At 67.0% G+C, this 21,309-nt stretch carries 16 protein-coding genes and 1 pseudogene; 12 read left to right on the plus strand and 5 right to left on the minus strand.

Annotation, left to right across the window (positions count from 1 at the left end; translation table 11 throughout):
* The first annotated feature begins 126 nt into the window (after positions 1-126).
* On the plus strand, positions 127-5,046 hold the full coding sequence (locus ACWYRN_RS24635) for a response regulator (RefSeq protein ID WP_488690417.1): 4,920 nt from the start codon (positions 127-129) through the stop codon (positions 5,044-5,046).
* Between the two features lie 8 nt (positions 5,047-5,054).
* A complete protein-coding gene (locus tag ACWYRN_RS24640; protein WP_488690418.1) occupies positions 5,055-5,906 on the plus strand; it encodes a CheR family methyltransferase in 852 nt (283 codons plus the stop codon).
* A gap of 61 nt (positions 5,907-5,967) precedes the next feature.
* Here the strand turns inward: ACWYRN_RS24640 and ACWYRN_RS24645 are convergent, their stop codons facing one another.
* Both ACWYRN_RS24645 and ACWYRN_RS24650 read right to left on the minus strand, forming a co-directional pair.
* Positions 5,968-6,315 (minus strand): DUF4870 domain-containing protein, encoded by a 348-nt coding sequence (locus tag ACWYRN_RS24645; protein WP_229436700.1) that lies wholly within the window; start codon positions 6,313-6,315, stop codon positions 5,968-5,970.
* A 140-nt stretch (positions 6,316-6,455) separates the two neighbouring features.
* Positions 6,456-7,082, minus strand: coding sequence for a glutathione S-transferase family protein (locus tag ACWYRN_RS24650; protein ID WP_488690419.1), 627 nt, complete (start codon positions 7,080-7,082; stop codon positions 6,456-6,458).
* 156 nt (positions 7,083-7,238) lie between these two features.
* On the opposite strand from ACWYRN_RS24650, the gene ACWYRN_RS24655 reads away from it, so the two are divergent.
* A complete protein-coding gene (locus tag ACWYRN_RS24655; RefSeq protein ID WP_488690420.1) occupies positions 7,239-9,917 on the plus strand; it encodes a M1 family metallopeptidase in 2,679 nt (892 codons plus the stop codon).
* A 267-nt stretch (positions 9,918-10,184) separates the two neighbouring features.
* Here the strand turns inward: ACWYRN_RS24655 and glpD are convergent, their stop codons facing one another.
* Complete coding sequence (glpD, locus tag ACWYRN_RS24660; protein WP_488690421.1) at positions 10,185-11,723, minus strand: glycerol-3-phosphate dehydrogenase; 1,539 nt, start codon at positions 11,721-11,723, stop codon at positions 10,185-10,187.
* A 179-nt stretch (positions 11,724-11,902) separates the two neighbouring features.
* Between glpD and ACWYRN_RS24665 the strand changes: the two genes are divergently transcribed.
* Genes ACWYRN_RS24665 through ACWYRN_RS24675 form a run of 3 tightly spaced genes read left to right on the plus strand, consistent with a single transcriptional unit; the run spans position 11,903 to position 13,616 of the window.
* Positions 11,903-12,511 carry a phosphohydrolase gene (locus tag ACWYRN_RS24665; RefSeq protein ID WP_488692884.1) on the plus strand — a complete coding sequence of 203 codons (609 nt, stop codon included), beginning with the start codon at positions 11,903-11,905 and terminating at the stop codon, positions 12,509-12,511.
* The gene (locus ACWYRN_RS24670; protein WP_488690422.1) at positions 12,504-13,388 is read left to right on the plus strand and encodes an SIR2 family NAD-dependent protein deacylase; all 885 of its coding nucleotides are present in this window, start codon (positions 12,504-12,506) and stop codon (positions 13,386-13,388) included. Before ACWYRN_RS24665 ends, ACWYRN_RS24670 begins: the two co-directional genes overlap by 8 nt.
* Before the next feature lie 54 nt (positions 13,389-13,442).
* A complete protein-coding gene (locus tag ACWYRN_RS24675; protein ID WP_488690423.1) occupies positions 13,443-13,616 on the plus strand; it encodes a hypothetical protein in 174 nt (57 codons plus the stop codon).
* A gap of 60 nt (positions 13,617-13,676) precedes the next feature.
* Here the strand turns inward: ACWYRN_RS24675 and ACWYRN_RS24680 are convergent, their stop codons facing one another.
* A complete protein-coding gene (locus tag ACWYRN_RS24680; RefSeq protein WP_488692885.1) occupies positions 13,677-15,767 on the minus strand; it encodes an ATP-dependent helicase in 2,091 nt (696 codons plus the stop codon).
* Positions 15,768-16,208: 441 nt separating this feature from the next.
* Entirely contained in the window at positions 16,209-16,415 is a 207-nt protein-coding gene (locus ACWYRN_RS24685) for a hypothetical protein (protein WP_488690424.1), read from the minus strand.
* A 215-nt stretch (positions 16,416-16,630) separates the two neighbouring features.
* Between ACWYRN_RS24685 and ACWYRN_RS24690 the strand changes: the two genes are divergently transcribed.
* The 6 genes and pseudogenes from ACWYRN_RS24690 (at position 16,631) to ACWYRN_RS24715 (ending at position 21,302) form a co-directional block, all read left to right on the plus strand.
* A complete protein-coding gene (locus ACWYRN_RS24690) occupies positions 16,631-16,807 on the plus strand; it encodes a hypothetical protein (RefSeq protein WP_229436713.1) in 177 nt (58 codons plus the stop codon).
* Positions 16,808-16,889: 82 nt separating this feature from the next.
* Positions 16,890-17,468, plus strand: a pseudogene (locus ACWYRN_RS24695) (chromate transporter).
* Between the two features lie 276 nt (positions 17,469-17,744).
* Positions 17,745-18,584, plus strand: a complete 840-nt coding sequence (fghA, locus tag ACWYRN_RS24700) for an S-formylglutathione hydrolase (protein ID WP_488690425.1) — start codon at positions 17,745-17,747, stop codon at positions 18,582-18,584.
* A 243-nt stretch (positions 18,585-18,827) separates the two neighbouring features.
* Positions 18,828-19,301 (plus strand): Hsp20/alpha crystallin family protein, encoded by a 474-nt coding sequence (locus tag ACWYRN_RS24705; protein ID WP_229436717.1) that lies wholly within the window; start codon positions 18,828-18,830, stop codon positions 19,299-19,301.
* A gap of 75 nt (positions 19,302-19,376) precedes the next feature.
* Positions 19,377-20,060, plus strand: a complete 684-nt coding sequence (locus ACWYRN_RS24710) for a phosphoribosyltransferase (RefSeq protein WP_488690426.1) — start codon at positions 19,377-19,379, stop codon at positions 20,058-20,060.
* 27 nt (positions 20,061-20,087) lie between these two features.
* A complete protein-coding gene (locus ACWYRN_RS24715) occupies positions 20,088-21,302 on the plus strand; it encodes an SRPBCC family protein (RefSeq protein ID WP_488690427.1) in 1,215 nt (404 codons plus the stop codon).
* The last annotated feature ends 7 nt before the right edge of the window (positions 21,303-21,309 follow it).

The following is a 21,309-nucleotide window of genomic DNA, read 5'->3' on the forward strand; positions in this document are numbered from 1 at the left end:
TCCGTTTAACAGTTTCTATGCGCTTAGCCCAGTGGCACGAGCACATGGCGCGACTGGCCCGGCACGGCCGCCAGCCGCATACAACACCGCACCCACCCTACTTTCCACAACGAGGATTTACCGTCGATGAACACCATGACCGACATGGCTGAACAGCTGGATGTCAAGCTCCTGCTGACGACGCTGATGGCCCTGAAAAAAGGCGACTTTTCGGTACGCATGCCTTCCGACTGGACCGGCGTCTCGGGCAAGATCGCCGATACGCTGAACGACATCATCGAGACCAAGCAGAAGATGGTCGAAACCGTCACGGAAGTATCGCGCGTGGTCGGCCGCGAAGGCCACCTGACCCAGCGCGCCGATGTGCCGGGCGTGGTCGGCGGCTGGAGCACCATCATCAGCTCGGTCAACACCCTGATCGACGACCTGGTTCGCCCGACCACGGAGATGGCGCGCGTCATCGGCGCCGTGGCGAAAGGCGACCTCTCGCAGACCATGGCGCTCGAAGTCGACGGGCATCCGCTGAAGGGCCAGTACCTGCGCGCGGCGCAAACCGCGAACACCATGGTCGAACAGCTCTCCTCGTTCTCCTCGGAAGTCACGCGCGTGGCGCGCGAAGTGGGCACCGAAGGTAAACTCGGCGGCCAGGCGCAAGTAAAAGGCGTGGCCGGCACCTGGAAGGATCTCACCGACTCGGTGAACTCGATGGCGGGCAACCTGACCTCGCAGGTGCGCAACATCGCGGAAGTGACGACCGCCGTGGCGAACGGCGACTTGTCGAAGAAGATCACGGTCGACGTGCGCGGCGAAATCCTGCAATTGAAGGACACCATCAACGTCATGGTGGACCAGCTGCGTTCCTTCGCTTCGGAAGTCACGCGTGTGGCGCGCGAGGTCGGCACCGAGGGCAAGCTCGGCGGCCAGGCCTATGTGCCGGGCGTGGGCGGCACCTGGAAGGACTTGACCGACAACGTTAACTTCATGGCCTCGAACCTCACCGGCCAGGTGCGTAACATCGCGACCGTGACCACCGCGGTGGCGAACGGCGACCTGTCGAAGAAGATCACGGTCGACGTGAAGGGCGAGATCCTGGAGCTGAAGAACACGATTAACGTGATGGTCGACCAGTTGTCCTCGTTCTCGTCGGAAGTCACGCGCGTGGCGCGCGAGGTCGGCACCGAGGGTAAACTCGGCGGCCAGGCGCAGGTGAAGGGCGTGGCCGGCACCTGGAAGGACCTGACCGACTCGGTGAACTCGATGGCGGGTAACCTCACGGGCCAGGTGCGTAACATCGCCGACGTGACCACCGCCGTGGCGAACGGCGACCTCTCGAAAAAGATCACGGTCGACGTCAAGGGCGAAATTCTCGAGCTGAAGAACACCATCAACGTGATGGTCGACCAGTTGAACTCATTCGCCTCCGAGGTGACCCGGGTGGCGCGCGAAGTCGGTACCGAAGGCCGCCTCGGCGGCCAGGCCAACGTGCCGGGCGTGGCGGGTACCTGGAAGGACTTGACCGACGGCGTGAACTCGATGGCGGGCAACCTGACGGGCCAGGTGCGTAACATCGCGGAGGTGACCACCGCCGTGGCGAACGGCGACCTGTCGAAGAAGATCACGGTCGACGTGAAGGGCGAGATCCTGGAGCTGAAGAACACGATTAACGTCATGGTCGACCAGCTGTCTTCCTTCGCATCGGAAGTCACGCGCGTGGCGCGCGAGGTCGGCACCGAGGGCAAACTCGGCGGCCAGGCCTATGTGCCCGGCGTGGGCGGCACCTGGAAGGACTTGACCGACAACGTCAACTTCATGGCCTCGAACCTCACCGGCCAGGTGCGTAACATCGCGGCGGTGACCACCGCCGTGGCGCGCGGCGACCTCTCGAAGAAGATCACGGTGGACGTGAAGGGCGAAATTCTCGAACTGAAGGACACCATCAACGTCATGGTGGACCAATTGTCGTCGTTTGCGTCGGAAGTGACGCGCGTGGCGCGCGAGGTCGGCACCGAGGGTAAACTCGGCGGCCAGGCCAACGTGTCGGGCGTGGCCGGTACCTGGAAGGACTTGACCGAGAACGTCAACCAGCTGGCGGCAAACCTCACCAACCAGATGCGCGCGATCGGCGAGGTGGCCACCGCGGTGACGCGCGGCGACTTGTCCCGTTCGATTCAAGTCGAGGCGCGCGGTGAGGTGTCCTACCTGAAGGACAACATCAACGAGATGATCCGCAACCTGAAGGAAACCACGCAGAAGAATGCGCAGCAGGACTGGCTGAAGACCAACCTGGCGCGCTTCACGCGCCTGCTGCAGGGCCAGCGCGACCTCGAGGCGGTGACCAAGCTGATCCTGTCCGAGCTGGCGCCGCTGGTCTCGGCCCACCACGGCGTGTTCTACATGATGGATTCGCAGGACGACGACGCGCGCCTGCGCATGATCGCCTCCTACGGCTACCGTTCCAGCCGCAAGCTGCCGACCTCCTTCCTGCCGGGCGAAGGCCTGGTCGGCCAGTGCGCGGTCGAGAAGACCCGCATCTGGCTGCTCGATGTCCCACGCGACTACATCGTGGTGTCCTCGGGCCTGGGCTCGGCGCCGCCGAACAACATCGTCGTGCTGCCTATCCTGTTCGAGCAGCAGGTGAAAGCCGTAATCGAGATTGCCTCGCTGGATCGCTTCACCGAAACCCACCTCTCCTTCCTCGACCAGCTGATGGAGTCGATCGGCGTGGTGTTGAACACGATCGAGGCGAACAGCCGTACCGAGTCGCTGCTGACCCAGTCGCAGTCCCTCGCCCAGGAACTCCAGCAGACCAACCAGGAGCTGGCGGAAAAGGCGCGCCTGCTCTCGGAGCAGAATATCGAGGTGGAACGCAAGAACCGCGAGGTGGAACAGGCGAAACTGGCGCTGGAAGAAAAGGCGACCCAGCTGGCGCTGTCCTCGAAATACAAGTCCGAGTTCCTGGCGAATATGTCGCACGAACTGAGGACGCCCCTGAATTCGCTGCTGATCCTGGCGCAGCAGCTGTCCGACAACCCGGAGGGCAACCTCTCGGGCAAGCAGGTGGAATTCGCAAAGACCATCCACGGCTCGGGTTCCGACCTGCTGACCCTGATTAACGACATCCTCGACCTGTCGAAGATCGAGTCCGGCACCGTCACGCTGGACGTGTCGGAATACCGCTTCTCGAACCTGCGCAACTACGTCGACCGCACCTTCCGCCACATGGCCGAAGCCAAGCACCTCGGCTTCCACGTCGGCCTGGCGGACAATTTGCCGACCGCCGTGATGACCGACACCACGCGCCTGCAGCAGGTGCTCAAGAACCTGCTCTCGAACGCCTTCAAGTTCACCAGCCACGGCCAGGTGTCGCTCGACATCAGCCTGGTCACCAGCGGCTGGACGGCGGACCACCCGCACCTGCTGCATGCGGACGCGGTGCTGGCCTTCTCGGTCAGCGACACCGGCGTCGGCATCCCGCAGGACAAGCTGCAGCTGATCTTCGAAGCCTTCCAGCAAGCCGACGGCTCGACCGCCCGCAAGTACGGCGGCACCGGCCTGGGCCTGTCGATCTCGCGCGAACTGGCGCGCCTGCTGGGCGGCGAGATCCGCGTCGAGTCGACCGTCAACGCCGGCTCCACCTTCACCCTCTACCTGCCGTACAACCGCGCCGGCTTCATCAACTACGAAGCCACCACGCGCCAGCCGCAGCAGGCACGCCTGGCGCCGCCGGCCCTGCCGGCCGCACGCAGCGCACCGCTGGCCTACGGCACGTCGGAAACCGAGGGCGGCACCATCGCCACCATCGAAGTACCGGCGCCGGGCGGCGGCCTGGTCGAATACGCCTCGATGCTCGACGACCGCGCCCTGATCGCCCCGGGCGACCCGTCGGTGCTGATCGTCGAGGACGACGACCGCTTCGCCAAGGTGGTGCTGGAGTACGCACGCGAGAAAAACTTCAAGGCGATCGTCACCCACCGCGGCGACTCGGCCCTGTCGCTCGCGCGCGACTACCTGCCGTCGGCGATCCTGCTCGACATCGATTTGCCCGACATCGACGGCTTCACGGTGCTGGACCGCCTGAAGCGCGACCCGAGCACGCGCCACATCCCGGTGCACGTGATGTCGTCCCTGCGCGAGCGCGAGCGTGCGCTGCGCCAGGGCGCCATCTCTTACCTGAACAAGCCGGTCGAACGCGAGGCGCTGCAGGAAGAATTCACGCGCATCCAGAAGTTCCTGATGGGCGGCAAGCGTTCGCTGCTGGTGGTGGAAGACGACATGGCCCAGCGCGAAGCCATCGTCTCGCTGATCGGCGACGCCGATCTGCGCATCGTCACCGCCGTCGACGGCAAGTCGGCCCTGGAAGCCCTGGGCGCTTCGCACTTCGACTGCATGGTGCTGGACCTGACCCTGCCCGACATCTCCGGCTTCGACCTGCTCGACCAGATCGGCAGGCAGCCCGAATTGCGCGATTTGCCGATCGTGATCTACACGGCCCAGGAATTGAACCGCAAGGAAGTCACCAAGCTCAAGAAATACGCGAAGACCATCGTCATCAAGGATGCGCGCTCGCCGGAACGCCTGCTCGACGAAACGGCGCTGTTCCTGCACCGCTCGCACGCTTCGCTGCCTGAACTGCAGCGCAAGATGCTGGAAGATATCCACGCCCAGGACGGCGGCCTGGCCGGACGCAAGGTCCTGATCGTCGACGACGATTTGCGCAACATCTTCGCCCTGTCGTCGCTGCTGGAGCGCCAGCAGATGCAGGTGTCGTTCGCCGAGAACGGCCGCGACGGCATCGAGGTGCTGGAAAAGGACCCGGGCATCGAGATCGTCCTGATGGACATCATGATGCCGGAGATGGACGGCTACGACACGATGCGCGCGATCCGCCGCATCCCGAAATTCAAGTCGCTGCCGATCATCACCCTGACCGCAAAGGCGATGAAGGGCGACCGCGACAAGTGCATCGCCGCCGGCGCCTCGGACTACATCACCAAGCCGGTCGACGTGGCCCAGCTGCTGTCGCTGATGCGGGTGTGGCTGCATTGAGCACACCGGTGTCTCCCGCTGCCTGCGGCGCCGGGTCGACGATCGACCCGGCGCTCGAGGCGCTGGAAATCGCCCTGCTGCTGGAGGCGCTGCACGCGCGCCACGGCGACGATTTCCGCGACCACGACCGCGCGCTGGTGCGGCGCAGGCTGCTCGGCGTCATGGCCGAGCGCGGCCTGGCCACGGTATCGGGTCTGCAGGAGCGCGTGCTGCACGAACCCGGCGCCGCGGCCGCCGTGCTGCGCGCGCTGGCGCTGCAGCAGGGCGCCCTGTTCGACGACCCGCCGCGTGCCAGGGAGGCGCGTGCGGTGCTGGGAAAGTGTTTGTCCTCGGCCCCGGTGCCGAAGGTGTGGCTGGCCGACTGCGCCGGCGCCGGCCAGGCCTGGGCGCTGGCGATCCTGCTGTCCGAGGAAGGGGTATTCGCGCGCACCGAGCTCTTTGCCACGGTCGCCAACGAGGAGTTGCTGGCCGAGATGCGCGCGGCCTCGCTTGACGCCGCCACCTTGCCCGCGCTGCAGGCGCAGTACCGGCATGGCGGCGGGGGCGGCCGGGTAGCCGATTATTTCGAGGTGCGCGACGGCCGCGCGGTCCTGCTGCCGCACCTGCGCGCGAGCATCACCTGGGCCAGCTACAGCCTGGCGACCGACGCCTCGTGCAACGAATTCCAGGCCATCGTCTGTTGCCGCGACCCGCGCGACTTCGGCCCCGCCCTGCGCCAGCGCGTGCTGCGCCTGTTCCACGAGAGCCTGGCGCGTTTCGGAGTATTGGGAATCGGCGGCGAACTGAGGGCCGGCGACGCGATCGCGGCGGCCTACCAGCCTGTCAGGGGCTATCCGGCCTGGTACAAGCGGGTGGCGTGATGGCGGGTGATGTCATGCGGGGAGGACGGGCCGCGCCGGCTGGCGCGGCCCGGAAAACTGCTTAACCGACCAGGCGGATCGTCATCGGATAGCGGTAGGTCTCGCCGTTGCTGGCCTTGACGGCGGCCAGGATGCAGAGGATCAGGTTAGCCAGGATCACGATCCACAGCAGGAAGATGCCGATCAGGACGAACGAGAGGATGAAGCAGACGACATAGGCGATCACCAGCGTGATCTGGAAGTTCAGGGCCTCGCGCGCATTCGCCGTCGTGAACTCATCGCCGCTGCCCTTCTTGATCAGATACACGACCAGCGGCGCCAGCCAGCTGAAGAAGATCGCGCCGATGTGCACCAGGATGGCGAGCGTCTTGTCGCCGGTTTGCGTCGTCGCGACGGGGGTGTGTTCCATTCTGCTTCTCCTCGATAGGTAGTGGTGTGGTTCACCAGGCCGGGCCGGATGATCCGGGCCATTATACGTACGATTGCAAAACGGAAACTATCAAATTGTCACCGCCGGCGGACTATCTCGCCGGCTTCGCATGCCGCCGCTTACTTCGACGCCTGTGCGCTCGGCCGCGCCGCAATGCGGTCGCGCCAGGCCTGCAGGTGGGCCATGCCTTCCTCGCCCGGCCGGAATCTCAATAGCCCGCGCCCGAACTCGAGGGCGCAGAAGGCCGTGATGTCCGCGACCGTGAAGCGGTCTCCCGCCACGTACTCCTGGCGCGCCAGCAATTGGTCAAGCCAGCGCGCGGTGATGCGCATCTTGTCGCCCTGGGCCGCGCCGTAGTCGGCGAACTGGGGCTGTTCCAGCACCGCCAGGGCCGGGTGGGTGTGGCGCGCGGCGCTGGCCGTTTCCAGCAGCAGGTGCAGTTCCATGCGGCGGTCCGCCATCTCGATAAAGGCGCGCTCCTCGAAGTCCGCGCCCATCAGGTTCGGCTCCGGATGCAGGCCTTCGAGGTAGGTGCAGATCGCGCGCGCTTCGCTCAGCACGCGGCCGTCGTCGAATTCCAGCGCCGGCACCCGGCCCAGGGGATTCTTGCCCAGGTAGGCTTCGCTGCGGTGCTCGCCCTTCATCAGGTCGACCATCACGGTGTCGATGCCGGTGATGCCCTTTTCGGCGATGAACATGCTCACGCGGCGCGGATTCGGCGCATGGCTGCTGATATACAGTTTCATGGGTCTCCTTTGTTGATTGTTGACTGCCTGGCCAGATCATAGCGCAAGCCTGCGCCACCGGCGCAGCGAAGTTGATGGATTGACACCTTCCTGCTTTCGGGCCAAGATGCCCGCGCACGGCCGCCTTCCGCCGCCGGCTCCACGACGAAAGCCCCCATGTACCGCAGCCTGATGTCCCTCGCCGTCGCCCTGGCCCTTGCCGGCGGCGCGGCCGCCTCCGCCCCCGCCCCCGCCTTTGCCGCACCTGCACCAGCACCCGCATCCGGCAGCGCCGCCGCCAGCACGACCACCCAGCTTCCGCGTGGCGTGCGTCCGCTGCACTACGACATCGCGCTCGTGCCGGACGCCCAGGCCTCGCGCTTCACGGCCCGGGTGGCGATCGACCTCGAGGTCGCGGCGGCGACGTCCAGCATCACCCTGAACGCGGCCGACCTGGCCTTCGCCGGCGCTACGTTGACGGCGAAAAACGGCGTTCCACAGACCGCCCGCATCGCCGTCGACGAAGAAGCCCAGACCGCGACCTTCCGCTTTGCCAGGCCGCTGGCGAAAGGCCGCTACCGCCTGGCCATCGACTACAGCGGCGTGATCGGCACCCAGGCCGCCGGCCTGTTTTCCCTCGACTACGACGGCGAGACCGGCAAGCGGCGCGCCCTGTTTACCCAGTTCGAGAACTCGGACGCGCGGCGCATGGTCCCGTCCTGGGACGAGCCGGCCTACAAGGCCAGCTTCGCGTTGGAAGCGACGGTGCCGGCCGGCGAGATGGCGGTCAGTAACATGCCGGTGAGGTCCACCACCACCCTGCCCGACGGCCGCGTGCGCGTGCGCTTCGCCGACTCGCCGAAGATGTCGACCTACCTGCTGTTCTTCGCGCTGGGCGACTTCGAGCGCGCCACGGCCAGCGTGGACGGCACCGAACTGGGCGTGGTCACGCGCCGCGGCGCGCTGCCGCAGGCCGCCTTTGCGCTGGACGCCTCGAAGGCGATCCTGCGCGAGTACAACGATTACTTCGGCATGCGCTATCCGCTGCCGAAACTCGACAACGTGGCCGGCCCGGGCCGCAGCCAGTTCTTCTCCGCGATGGAAAACTGGGGCGCCGTGTTCACCTTCGAGTACGCGCTGCTGCTCGACCCGAAGATCTCGACCCAGTCCGACAAGCAGGAAATCTTCATTACCGCCGCCCACGAGATGGCGCACCAGTGGTTCGGCGACCTGGTCACCATGGCCTGGTGGGACGACCTCTGGCTGAACGAGGGCTTCGCCTCGTGGATGGAAAGCCGCACCACGGCGCGCCTGCACCCGGAATGGAACACGGCCCTGAACGCGGTGGGCGTGCGCGACGGCGCGATGGTGCGCGATTCGGTCGCCACCACGCACCCGGTGGTGCAGCACGTCGAGACCGTGGAGCAGGCCAGCCAGGCCTTTGACGAGATCACCTATTCGAAGGGCGAAGCCGTAATCCGCATGCTGGAAGCCTATGTCGGCGAGGATGCCTGGCGCCGCGGCGTGCGCAGCTACATGCGTGAGCACGCCTACGGCAACACGGTCTCGAACGACTTGTGGCGGAGAATCGAGGCTGCCGCCGCCAAGCCGGTGACGGCCATCGCCCACGACTTCACGCTGCAGCCGGGCGTGCCGCTGATCCGCGTGGCCGACCCGGTGTGCAAGGACGGGCGCAGCACCGTGGCGCTGGTCCAGGGCGAGTTCTCGCGCGACCAGCCGGCGCGCAAGCCGCTTTCCTGGCGCGTGCCGGTGATCGCGCAGATCGCGGGCGGCGCCGCGCAAGGGCGCACCCTGGTCGCCGGCGGCAAGGGCAGCGTCAGCCTGCCCGGCTGCGGCGCCGTGGTCGTGAACGCGGGCCAGAGCGGCTACTACCGCACCCTGTACGCGCCGAAGTCCTTCGCGCAGCTGGCCGGCGCCTTTGCCGGCCTGGCGCCGATCGACCAGCTCGGCCTGCTGGCCGACAGCTGGGCGCTCGGCATGGCCGGCCTGCAGCCGGCATCGAGCTTACTCGACCTGGCCCAGGCCACGCCGCCCGGCGCCGACCCGCAGGTCTGGGGCCGCATCGCCGCGACGTTTGCCGCGATCCACGCCCAGTACGCGGGCGATCCCGCCGGCCAGCAGCGCTTCGACGCCTATGCCCTGGCGCGCCTGGCGCCGGTAATGGCGGACATCGGCTGGAACGCGGTTGCAAACGAAGCGACGCCGCGCACCAACCTGCGCGCCCAGCTGATCGAGGTGCTCGGGCACCTGGGCGACCCGGCCACCCTGCGCGAGGCGCGGCGCCGCTACGCCGCCATGGCGAGCGACCCGCAGGCCGTGCCGGCCGCGCTCAGGAAGAGCATCCTGGCGGTCGTGGCCGCGCATGCCGACGCCCCGACCTGGGACGCGCTGCGCGCCGCCGCCCGCGCCGAAGCCTCGCCGCTGGTACGCGACACCATGTACGGCCTGCTGGCCACCGCCAACGATCCGGCCCTGGCCGCGCGCGCGCTGGCGCTGGCCATTACCGGCGAGCCGGGCGAGACGATCGGGGCGGAGATGATCTCGACCGTGGCCGAGACCCACCCCGACCTGGCCTTCGACTTCGCGCTGGCCAACATGGCCGCCGTGAACGAGCGCATCGACGCCAGCTCGCGCAGCCGCTTCTTCCCGGCGCTGGCGCAGGGGTCGTCGGACCCGGACATGGTGGGCAAGGTGCGCCGGTATGCCGAGGCGAACCTGGCGCCGGAAGCCCGGCGCGACGCGGAGACGGCGGTTGCGGCCATCCAGGACAGGCTGAAGGTGCGCGGGGAGCGGGTGCCGGAGATCGATGGGTGGTTGAAGCGCAAGGGGATGTAAGGTTGGCGTTCGAGGGCAGTGGCCGCCGGGTGTTCGCGGCGTCGCTTGTGACGCTCGTGGCGCTGTTGCGTGAGGCATGATTGGTACGCATGATCCGCGTGGGCACGGGGTGCCCACCGTACGGTCACCACTATCAGCGAGTTCACGCAAAACCCAGGTACGCGGCGTGTCCCGTACGGTGGGCACTCCGTGCCCACGCGGATTCAACACACCGATAACAGCACAGGCAACAGCCCCGATAACGCCTGCCAACCGCCCTGAAACGTCCTACTCCACCTCCACCTGCCCCACCCCGCGCGCCTCCAGCCACGCATCCAGCTCCCCCGCACTCCCCGGCGCCACATGCAAGCCCAGCTTACTGCGCCGCCACAGGATATCCGCCGCAGACCGCGCCCACTCGTGCTCCACCAGGTAGGCCACCTCTACCGCATACAAACCCGGCACCACTTCGTCCCCTAGATCCGCCAGCGCATTCCTGCGCGCCAGCAGCAGGTCGATCCGCGTCCCATACGCCCGCACCCAGCGCCGCAGCAGTGCCGGCGGCACCCATGGATATTTCACCGCCTGGGTCGCTTCCCAGGTCCCGAACTCGAGCACCCCGCGCTTGTCCGGCCCGCGCCCGTACAGGTCGCCGCCCGGCAGGCAGGCTCCCGCCGTCCAGGCCGGCGCGCGCATGCCGAGTGCCGGCCCGATCCAGTCCACCGCCTCCTGCGCCAGCTTGCGGCTGGTCGTGATCTTGCCGCCGAACACAGACAGCAGCGGCGCCCCGTCGCTATCGGTGTCGAGCCGGAAGTCGCGCGTCACCGCCGCAGCCGCCCCTTCGCCAACGCCATCCTGCACCAGCGGCCGCACCCCCGCATAACTCCACACCACGTCGCCCGGCGTCACGGCGCGCACGAAGTAGCGATTCGCCAGCCGGCACAGGTAGGCGATTTCCTCGGGGCCGATCGCCACCCGGTCCAGGTCTCCCGTGTAATCGACGTCGGTGGTGCCGATCAGCGTGAACGCTCCCTCGTAAGGCAGCGCGAACACGATCCGCCCGTCGGGATGCTGGAAGATATACGCCTGCTCGTGCTCGAACAGGCGCGGCACCAGGATGTGGCTGCCCTTGATCAGGCGCAGCGCGCCGCGCGCGGGCAGGTCGGGCAAGCCGTCGAGGAAGCGCGCCGCCCAGGGCCCGGCCGCGTTCACCAGGCAGCGCGCTCGTACCTGCAGCCTGGCGTCATCCTGCACCAGGGTGGCGATCCAGTACGCGGCATGGCGCTGCGGCGCCAGGCAGCGCGTGCGCGTGAGGATGGTGGCGCCGCGCTCGCGCGCATCGACCGCGTTCAGCACCACCAGGCGCGCATCGTCGACCCAGCCGTCGGAATACACGAAGCCGCGGCCATAGTGCGGCTGCAGCGCGGCGCCTGCCGGATGCGCGCGCAGGTCGACGGCCTGCGAGCCGGGCAGGATTTCGCGCCGCGCCAGGCGGTCGTACAGGAACAGCCCGGCGCGGATCAGCCAGGCCGGGCGCTGGCCGCCGTCGTGCGGCATCACGAAGCGCAGCGGGCGCATGATGTGCGGCGCACTGCGCAGCAGCACTTCGCGCTCGGCCAGGGCCTTGCGCACCAGGCCGAATTCGTAGTGCTCGAGGTAGCGCAGGCCGCCGTGGATCAGCTTGCTCGATGCCGACGAGGTATGCTGGGCCAGGTCGTCCTTTTCGCACAGCAGCACGCGCAGGCCGCGCCCGGCGGCGTCGCGCGCGATGGCCGCGCCATTGATGCCGCCGCCGACAATCAGCAGGTCGCAATCGATGTGGTTCATTCGGTGCTCCGAAAACGCAACCGGTCCAGTGTAGGTCTGCCGCCCCGCCCCATGTTCGCACAGATCAAGCGGGGCGTTGCACGCGCCGATGTGTAGAATCGCAGCATGATGACGAGATGCACGCAACAACCGATGTGGGAGCCCCGGTGCTGATGGAGCAACAACGCGCCTGGGTGCGCATGCCTTCGGGCAAACGCCTGGATTTACTGAATCCCACGCCCTTCGACTGGGACGACGCCGACCTGGCCCTGGGCCTGGCCCGCACCTACCGCTGGGGCGGGCACTCGGCCTGGCCGCTGCCGCTGTCCGTGGCCCAGCATTCGATCACCGTCATGCTGCTGCAGCGCGCCGCGCTCGGCGGACGGGTCGACCCGTTGCTGGAACTGCGCGAACTGCTGCACGACGCCGAGGAAGGCCTGCTCGGCTTCGATGCGCTGTCGGTCATCAAGCCTTTCTTGGGCGAAGGCTTCCGCGCCCTTACCAAGCGCCTGGAACACGCGGTCTTCCTGCGCTATCGCCTGCCCTCCTGGACCGCAAGCGAGCATGCCCGCCATAAGCGCGCCGACCGCCTGGCCGCCGCCAGCGAGGCGGTGCACGTGGCCGGCTGGTCGCGCGAGGAGGTGCGGCGCACCCTGAAGATCCGCGCCGCCGTGCTGCAGGACGATCCGCTGGCAGCGGTGTACGGCGGCCAGCCCTGGGAACCCTGGCCGCCGGCCCTGGCCTGCGAACGCTTCCTGGCCGAGCTCGACCGGCTTACCCGGCTGGTGAGCGAGGGCGAACATGCCTGAGCAGGACATCGCCCGCGCCGCCGCCCTCATTGCTGGCGCCGACGCCCTGCTCATTTGCGCCGGCGCCGGCATGGGCGTCGACTCCGGCCTGCCCGACTTCCGCGGCGACGCCGGTTTCTGGAAAGCCTACCCGGCCCTCGGCGCGGCGCGCACGCCCTTCCACGAGATTGCCAATCCCGCCAGCTTCCGCGCCGACCCGGCGCTGGCCTGGGGTTTCTATGGCCACCGCCTGGCCCTGTACCGCAGCACCGTCCCGCACGCCGGCTTCGGCATCCTGCTCGATCTGGCGCGCGCCATGCCGCAAGGCGCGTTTGTGTTTACCAGCAACGTCGACGGCCAGTTCGGGCGCGCCGGCTTCGGCGAGGACCAAATCGTCGAGTGTCATGGTTCGATCCACCACCTGCAATGCAGCCAGCCCTGCAGCGATGCGATCTGGCCCGCCGGCGCCTTCCTGCCCGAGGTCGACGCGGCCGCCTGCCGCCTGCGCAATGCGCCGCCGCGCTGCCCGCATTGCGCCGCATTGGCGCGGCCGAACATCCTGATGTTCAACGACAGCGCCTGGATCGACACCCGCACCGAGGCGCAGTATGCGCGCCTGCAGGCCTGGCGCGCCGGCGTGCGGCGCCTGGTGGTGGTCGAGCTCGGCGCCGGCGTCGATATTCCTTCGGTGCGCCGCATGAGCGAACGGCAACGCGCGCCGCTGGTGCGCATCAATCCGCGCGCGCCCCAGCTCGATGGCGCCGGCGGCGTCGGCCTGGCGCTGGGCGCGCGCGATGCGCTGGACCGGATCAGGCAGGCACTGGTGGGAGGACGCCCTCATCAGGCTTCAATGGTCTCGCCGTTGATCTTTTGCCGCAGATCAACACCTCGCCTCTAAATCCTTGATTTTATTAGGATTACACTGATATCCACAAGAAATGTGGATAAGTGTGTGGAAAAGCATCCCTTGACAAGCCGCAAGCGCAGTATTGATGCGGGTTTCAACAAAATGCCCGTTCCGGAGGCAAAAATAAGTCCCTTTAAAATCAAGGACCTGCACGAACCCGCTTTGGGCGTTGCGCAGCCTTATCAGAAAATTCCTACAGGGCAGCTGCGCAGGGGATAAGTCATCAAATCAGCTTCCGCTGATCCTCATTTTTGCCACATCGGCAAGCCCATCTTTTCTTTATTTCCAGGCATTGCGCGCGCGGTCGCGCACCAGCATGCGCACGCTGTCCGGCATTGGTTTACGCGACTGGGCCAGGTCGGCCGTCATCCACACACACTCCTCGAAATGCTTGAGCATGGCCGGCGTCACGAAGCGGGTGCGCGCCGCGTACATGTGGCGGTCGCCCATCTGCGCCTGCTGCTTCACGTAAAAGCGGTTCGGCACCACCAGGTGCAGGTGCTCCTTGGCGCGTGTCATCGCCACGTACAGCAGGCGCCGTTCTTCCTCGATCTCGTCGGCGCTGCCGGTGCTCATGTCCGAAGGAATGCAGCCATCGACCACATTCAGCACGTGCACCGATTTCCACTCCTGGCCCTTGGCCGAATGGATGGTCGACAGGATTACATAATCCTCGTCCAGCAGCGGCGGGCCGGCGCGGTCGCTGGTCGCTTCCGGCGGGTCGAGCGTGATCTCTGCCAGGAAACTTTCGCGATTGCCATAGCCGCCGGCCAGTTGCGCCAGCTGGTCGAGGTCGGCGGCGCGCACCGGTGCATCGTCGTGCAGGCGCTCCAGGTGCGGCTGGTACCAGTCCTTGGCCAGCTCGATGTCGGCCGGCCAGCGCAGGCCGGGCGTGCGCAGGCGGCGGTAGAGTTCGACAAAAGCTTGCCAGTCGCCCTGCGCCCTGGCCGGCACCTCGAAGGCTTCCACCGCCGCCAGCGCTTCCGGCGCTTCGGCCACGGCGTCGAGCAGGCGCGCGGCGGTGGCCTGGCCTATGCCGGGAATCAGTTGCGCCACACGGAAGCCGGCCAGGCGTCCGTTCGGATTCTGGGCAAAGCGCAGCACGGCCAGCACGTCCTTGATGTGCGCCGCTTCCAGGAACTTCAGGCCGCCGAATTTCACGAAGGGGATATTCCGGCGCATGAGTTCGAGTTCCAGCGCCGCACTGTGGCTGGCGGCGCGGAACAGCACGGCTTGCTGGGTAAGCTTGATGCCGGCTTCGCGGTGCTCGAGAATGCGATTGCAGACCCAGCGCGCCTGCTCGGCTTCGTCAGGAATCAGGATCAATTGCGGCAAGGCAGTCGCGGCCTTGTCGGTCCACAGGGTCTTGGCGTGGCGCTCGAGCGCGGCGGCGATCACGGCGTTCGAGGCGTCCAGGATCGGCTGCGTGGAGCGGTAGTTGCGCTCGAGCGTGATCATGGCGGCGGGCTGCGAAAACTGCGTCGGGAAGTCGAGGATGTTGCGCACGGTGGCGCCGCGGAAGGAATAGATCGACTGGGCATCGTCGCCGACCACCATCACGCCCTGCCCGTCGGGCTTCATGCCGGTGATGATGCTTGATTGCAGGCGGTTCGTGTCCTGGTATTCGTCGACCAGGATGTGGTCGAACAGGGCGCCGAGCTCCGGCCCCAGTTCCGGGTCGGACGCCATTTCCGCCCAGAACAGCAGCAGATCGTCGTAGTCGAGCACGTTCTGCTCCTGCTTGGCGTCGACGTAGGCGCCGAACAGGCGCTTCAGGTCGCCTTCCCATTCCGCGCACCAGGGAAACATGCCCTGCAGGACCAGGTCGAGCGGCTCGCGCGAATTCACCACCCGCGAATAGATCGCCAGGCAGGTGCCCTTCAGCGGAAAGCGCTTCTGGGTGCCGGTCAGTCCGATCTCGTGGCGCACCATGCCCATCAGGTCTTCGGAATCGCCGCGGTCGTGGATGGTGAAGGATTCGTCCAGGCCGATGCGCCTGGCGAACTCGCGCAGCAGGCGCGCGCCGATGCCGTGGAAGGTGCCGGCCCAGGGCAGCGTGACGGTCCCGTTGCTGCCGCCGATGATTCGCTGCAGCACATTGCCGGCGCGCTGGCTCATCTCGTTGGCGGCGCGCCGCGAAAAGGTCAGCAGCAGGATGCGCTGCGGGTCGGCGCCGCTCAGGATCAGGCGCGCGACGCGGTGCGCCAGCGTGTTCGTCTTGCCGGACCCGGCGCCGGCCACCACCAGCAAGGGGCGCGGGGCTGCCACGCCGATGTCGTGCTCGACCGCAGCGCGCTGGTCGGGATTCAGGCTGGCAAAGGGGTCGTCGATGGTGGCATCGAGGGACGGATCGGTGGCGGCGGCAGTCATGGAAGCGATGGCGATGATGAACCAGCGCAACTGTATATCTGTCCAGTAAGCGTGCGCAAGTGCATTTTCGCTACGCAGCCGACGAAGTTGTCGTAAAAAGGCTGCGTTCGCATTAGAGCCACTTCAAACGGCTTGCGAAGAGTGTGTGCTAAGTCTTCGGAAACAAACGGGTTTTCTGGATATCCACAAACTTTGTGAATAACTTTGTGGAAAACGCGGGGCTTGACATCGCGAAAGCGTGTCGGAATGCGGCTTTCAACAAAATGCCCAAACCGGAGGCAAAGCCGAAGCCACGTAAAATCAATGACTTGCACGCATTTGCGCACTCTGGGAAGAAAACCCGTCGGAATTACGAAAAAGAAATTTTTGTGTATAACCGGGCTTACCCGAAATCCACAAAATTGCTTTGTTTGCAATCTAAATCCGAACTGTAGAGCAACTTTACTGGCGAGAACGGCGCCGGGCGGGTTCGAGCAGCACGCGTTCGATGACCGTGCGGGCGATATCGCGCGAGCGCAGGTATTCGACGGCAGACATGGTGTTGGCGCTGCACTGCACGGCGATGCCGTCGTCCACGATCGCGCGCTGGTGCATATCGGTACGTTCTTCTGCGACCATGCTGCGCAGGATGGCTGGAGCCTGCTTCATCGTTCCCCCGGGCTGTCGTGGCTGATCATCGGACATTGCTTGGTATCTTTGCTTGCGTAACGAGTATTGTTCACTCATGGCCAAAGTCAATGTCATTCTCGTATTCGACTGCATAAAGTTGTGTAGGCATGCCAAACGGCAGCGTAGCGCCGCTGTCCGTACAAGGCGCCTAGAATGGCTGCGTTGATCCCCATTCCACTACCAGCGAGGCAGCGATGAACACGACACCGCAACCGGACCTGAACCCCGGCGACGAAGCCGCTCCCGGCACGCCCGGCGCCGGCGAAGACATTTGCGACGCCTGCTCCGGCAGCGGCAAGCTGGGCGACGGCAAGCCCTGCCCCGAGTGCGGCGGCAGCGGCAAGGTGATGCGCGGGATCGGCGGCGGCTGAGGCCCTTGCCGCCGGCGCACGCCTGGCGCTGTCTCGTGACAGAAATAGCAAGTAGCGTCTTAGTTCCGGGTAACATCGGGGGATGACTCCTGCGCCATCCGCCGACCGCCCGCGTCCTGCATCCCTGCGCCACCTGTTCGTCGCCTTCACGCTGCTGGCCCTGCAAGGCTTCGGCGGCGTGCTGGCCGTGGTCCAGCGCGAGATCGTCGAGCGGCGCGGGTGGCTGACCCAGGCCCAGTTCAACGATGCCATTGCCCTCGCCCAGGCATCGCCGGGACCGAACGTGCTGTTCGTGGCATTGATGGGCTGGCAGGTCGGCATGAACGCCGGCAGCACCACGGCCGCCTTCCTCGGCGTGGCGGTGACCATGCTCGGCATCATGCTGCCCTCGACCGTCTTCACTTACCAGGTCGCGCAGTGGGGCCACCGCAACCGCAAGCTGCGCGCCGTGCGCGCCTTCAAGCAGGGCATGGCGCCGGTGGTGATCGCGATGCTGCTGTCGACGGCGTGGATACTGGCCAGTTCGGCCGGGCGCGGCGTGGCGAACTGGCCGCTGTAGACCCTGGCGCTGGCAAGCTGCGTGGTGATCTGGCGGACCAGGCTGCACTTGCTGTGGGTGCTGGGCGCGGGGGCCTTGCTGGGGGCGCTCGGTATCGTGTAAGCGGCTGGCGGCTTTTTCTCTCGACCATCATGCGTTGTACCGCGTAGGCACAAGTGCCTGCGCGGCCCGGCCCACCCTACAAAAACCGCTCGATAGACGATTCGGTCGCTCAAGCGTCATGGGTTCGTAGGGTGGACACCTGTGTCCACGCGGTACAACGCATGTCGGTCGAACATCAACCGACGTCCCACACGCAAACGGACACATAACGTCCGCTACCACCGCCCCATGCCAAACTGGCATACTTGCACCATCGATCACACGACGGATACCACCATGCCCCAACTCCTGAGCGAACACGCCTGCTTCGGCGGCGTCCAGCGTTTCTACCAGCACGACGCCAAGGCCATCGGCCTGCCGATGAAATTCTCGGTCTACCTGCCGCCCGGCCACGAAGGCAAGCAATTGCCAGTGCTGTTCTACCTCGCCGGCCTCACCTGCACCGAAGAAACCTTCATGACCAAGGCCGGCGCCCAGCGCGTGGCCGCCGAACTCGGCATCATCCTGGTCGCCCCCGACACCAGCCCGCGCGGCGCCGGCGTGCCGGGCGAAGCCGACAGCTGGGACTTCGGCGTCGGCGCCGGCTTCTATGTCGACGCCACCGCCGAGCCCTGGTCGCGTCACTACCGCATGTACAGCTACATCCTGGAACTGCGCGAACTGGTGATGGCGGAATTCGGCGCCGACCCGGCGCGCTGCGGCATCTTCGGCCACTCGATGGGCGGCCACGGCGCCCTGATGCTGGCCCTGCGCAACCCGGACTTGTTCCGCTCGGTCTCGGCTTTTGCCCCGATCGCCGCGCCGACCCGCTGCCCCTGGGGCGAAAAGGCCTTCGGCGGCTACCTGGGTGCGGATCGCGAGGCCTGGAAAGCCTACGACGCCACCGAACTGGTGGCCGGCGGCCCGGTGCGCTTCCCGCAAGGCATCCTGGTCGACCAGGGCCTGGCCGACAAGTTCCTGCCGGACCAGCTGAACCCGGACGCCTTCGAGACCGCCTGCCGCGCCGCCGGCCAGCCGCTGGAACTGCGCCGCCATGCCGGCTACGACCACGGCTATTACTTCATCTCCACCTTCGTCGAAGACCACCTGCGTTTCCACGGCCGCCAGCTCGGCTGAGGCCTCCGGCAGCCGCAACTCACCATGCCCTGCAACGCCCGCCGCGTTCCAGCCTGACGCCGTCAGACCATCCGGAACGCGCCCGGGTTCCCTTCCGCTCCAGGTTCGCTGGCGGCGCGCAAAAACCCGCGCGCATGCCCCTGCAAACCCGTCCCGCACGCCTTGAAAACGCCGCGCCACTGCCCTATAAATCAGGTGCGGCGGTCCTGCCGCCATCTCAACCATGCACAAGGGAGGCCTATCATGAATCTCGTCAGGAGAGGCAGTACACCACTGCCGGCTTATCGTCCCAATTCGGTCGAAGAAGGCTTCGGCCGGCTCGTCGAAAGCATGTTCGAAGACTTCTTCGCGCCCTTCGGGTCGTCGGCAAGCCGCTGGCGCGAAGCCGATGCCGCCGTGCCCCGGCTCGACATGACCGAGACCGAGCAGGCCTATGAAATCCAGGCCGACATGCCTGGCGTAAACAGGGAAGACCTGAAGGTCGCCATCGACCGCCAGCGCGTCACCATCGAAGGAGAATGCCGTCAGGCAAACGAGCGGCGCGAGGGCGAAAACGTGGTGTATTCTGAACGTTCAGCACGCAAGTTCATGCGCAGCTTCAGCTTGCCGACCGAGGTCGACGACGCGGCGGCGCAGGCGAAACTCGAGAACGGCGTCCTGCACCTGACGCTGCCCAAGAAACAGGGCAGCGAGGCGCGGCGCCTGACCATCGGCTAATCGTCCGCGCCTTCGTCCGCGCCTTCGCCTCGACCTTGCGGGCAGGCCCGGCGCCACATGCGCAAGCGCACGCACATGACAGACGCACATCGCTTCAGGAACCGGGCGCAGGCCGGCAGGCTGCTGGCGAAGCAGCTGAAGGCTCACGCCCGGCGCCCCGGCACTGCCGAGGCCGGTGCCATCGTGCTGGCCTTGCCGCGCGGCGGCGTGCCGGTGGGCTACGCGGTGGCGGCGGCGCTCGGCCTGGAGCTCGATTTGCTGCTAGTGCGCAAGCTCGGCCTGCCCTACCAGCCCGAGTTCGCCATCGGCGCGGTCGGCAGCGGCGGCGTGCAAGTGCTGCAGCCGGGCGTACCCGGCCTGATGGGCGTGACGCAGGAACAGGTCGACGCGATCAGCGCGCGTGAACTGGCGGAAATCGAACGCCGCGCGCGCCTGTACCTCGGCGGGCGGCCCGAGCCGGCGCTGGCGCAGCGCCCGGTGATCATCGTCGACGACGGCATCGCAACCGGCTCGACGATGGAAGCGGCAGTAAAAATTGCGCGCGGGCGCCATGCCGCGCGCGTGATCGTGGCGGTGCCGGTGGCGCCGCCCGATACGCTGGGCCGGCTCGAGCCCGAAGTGGACGAGCTGGTCTGCCTGGTGGCGCCGCTGCGCTTTCGCGCGGTGAGCCAGTGGTACGACGCGTTCGATCAGACGAGCGACGCGGAAGTGCAGGATTTGCTGGCGATGGCCTGGAGCAAACAGGCCTCGCCCCTTTGACAAGCAAGCTAACGGAAAGGAAAAACGATGAAACATACCCGCACCGAGACCGGATACGAAGCAGGCGACCTTGCCAAGCTGCTGGGCGGCGCCGCCGCCGGCGCCCTCCTGATGTACATGCTCGACCCCGACCGCGGCAGCGCCCGCCGCTCGACCTCCACCGCGGCCCTGCGCAACGCCGGTTCGCGTACCGGCAGCGCGCTCGGCAATGCCTGGCACGGCGTCAGCGAACGCATCGGCTCGCTCGCGCACAGCGCCGCCGACAGCGCGGGCGACCTGTACGACAAGGCCGGCAGCAGCGCCGGCGACCTGGCCGACGCCGCCGGTTCGCGCGCCAGCCGCGCACTCGAGGCGGCCAAGCCCGACGGCGCCGCCCACCGCGCCTGGGACAACACCGTCGACAGCGTCTCGCGCATGGCCAGTTCCAGTGCTTCCGATCTCGATGCCGCCACCTCGCGCCTGGGCCGCCTGGCCAGCCAGGCCGGCAGCAGCGTCATGGGCGCCCTGCATCTGAACGACCGCGACGACCTCGCCTCGCTGCTGCGCAACCCGGCCGTCGTCAGCGGCGGCCTGCTCGGCATCTTCGGCCTGATGCGCCGCTCGCCGCTGGTCGGCGTGCTGGGCCTGGCCGGCCTGGCGCTGGCGGCGCGCAGCGTTGGCAATCCAGGTGGCGGCTATGAAAACGGCAACGGTCTGCTCTCGAACCTGATGGGCAGCCGCCGCAGCCGCGGCCAGAGCGTCGACCTGGAAAAAACCATCCGCATCGACGCCTCGCCGGAAGACGTGTACGAACTCTGGAGCAACTACGAAAACTTCCCGCGCTTCATGTCGCACGTGGTCGAGGTACGCGACACCGGCCGCCGCCGCTCGCACTGGGTGGTGCAGGGTCCGGCCGGCAGCCAGTTCGAGTGGGATGCGGTGCTGACCGAGCAGTCGAAGGGCAAGCGCCTGGCCTGGCGCAGCGAACCGGGCGCGCAGATCGCCAACGAAGGCTCGATCACCTTCGAGCCGCACCGCGGCGGCACCCTGGTCACGGTGCGCCTGTCGTACACGCCGCCGGCCGGCATCGTCGGCCACGGCCTGGCGGTGCTGCTCGGCGCCGACCCGAAACGGCAAATGGACGATGACCTGGCGCGCATGAAGCACTTCGTCGAGCGCGGCGTGATCCCGCGTGACGCGCAGGCCAACGCCCCGTCGCGCGATAACGGGCGTGCAAAATCCGGCAGCCGCTTCCTGCATTAAGGCGAGG

The sequence above is a fragment of the Massilia sp. BAP21 genome (assembly GCF_057801335.1).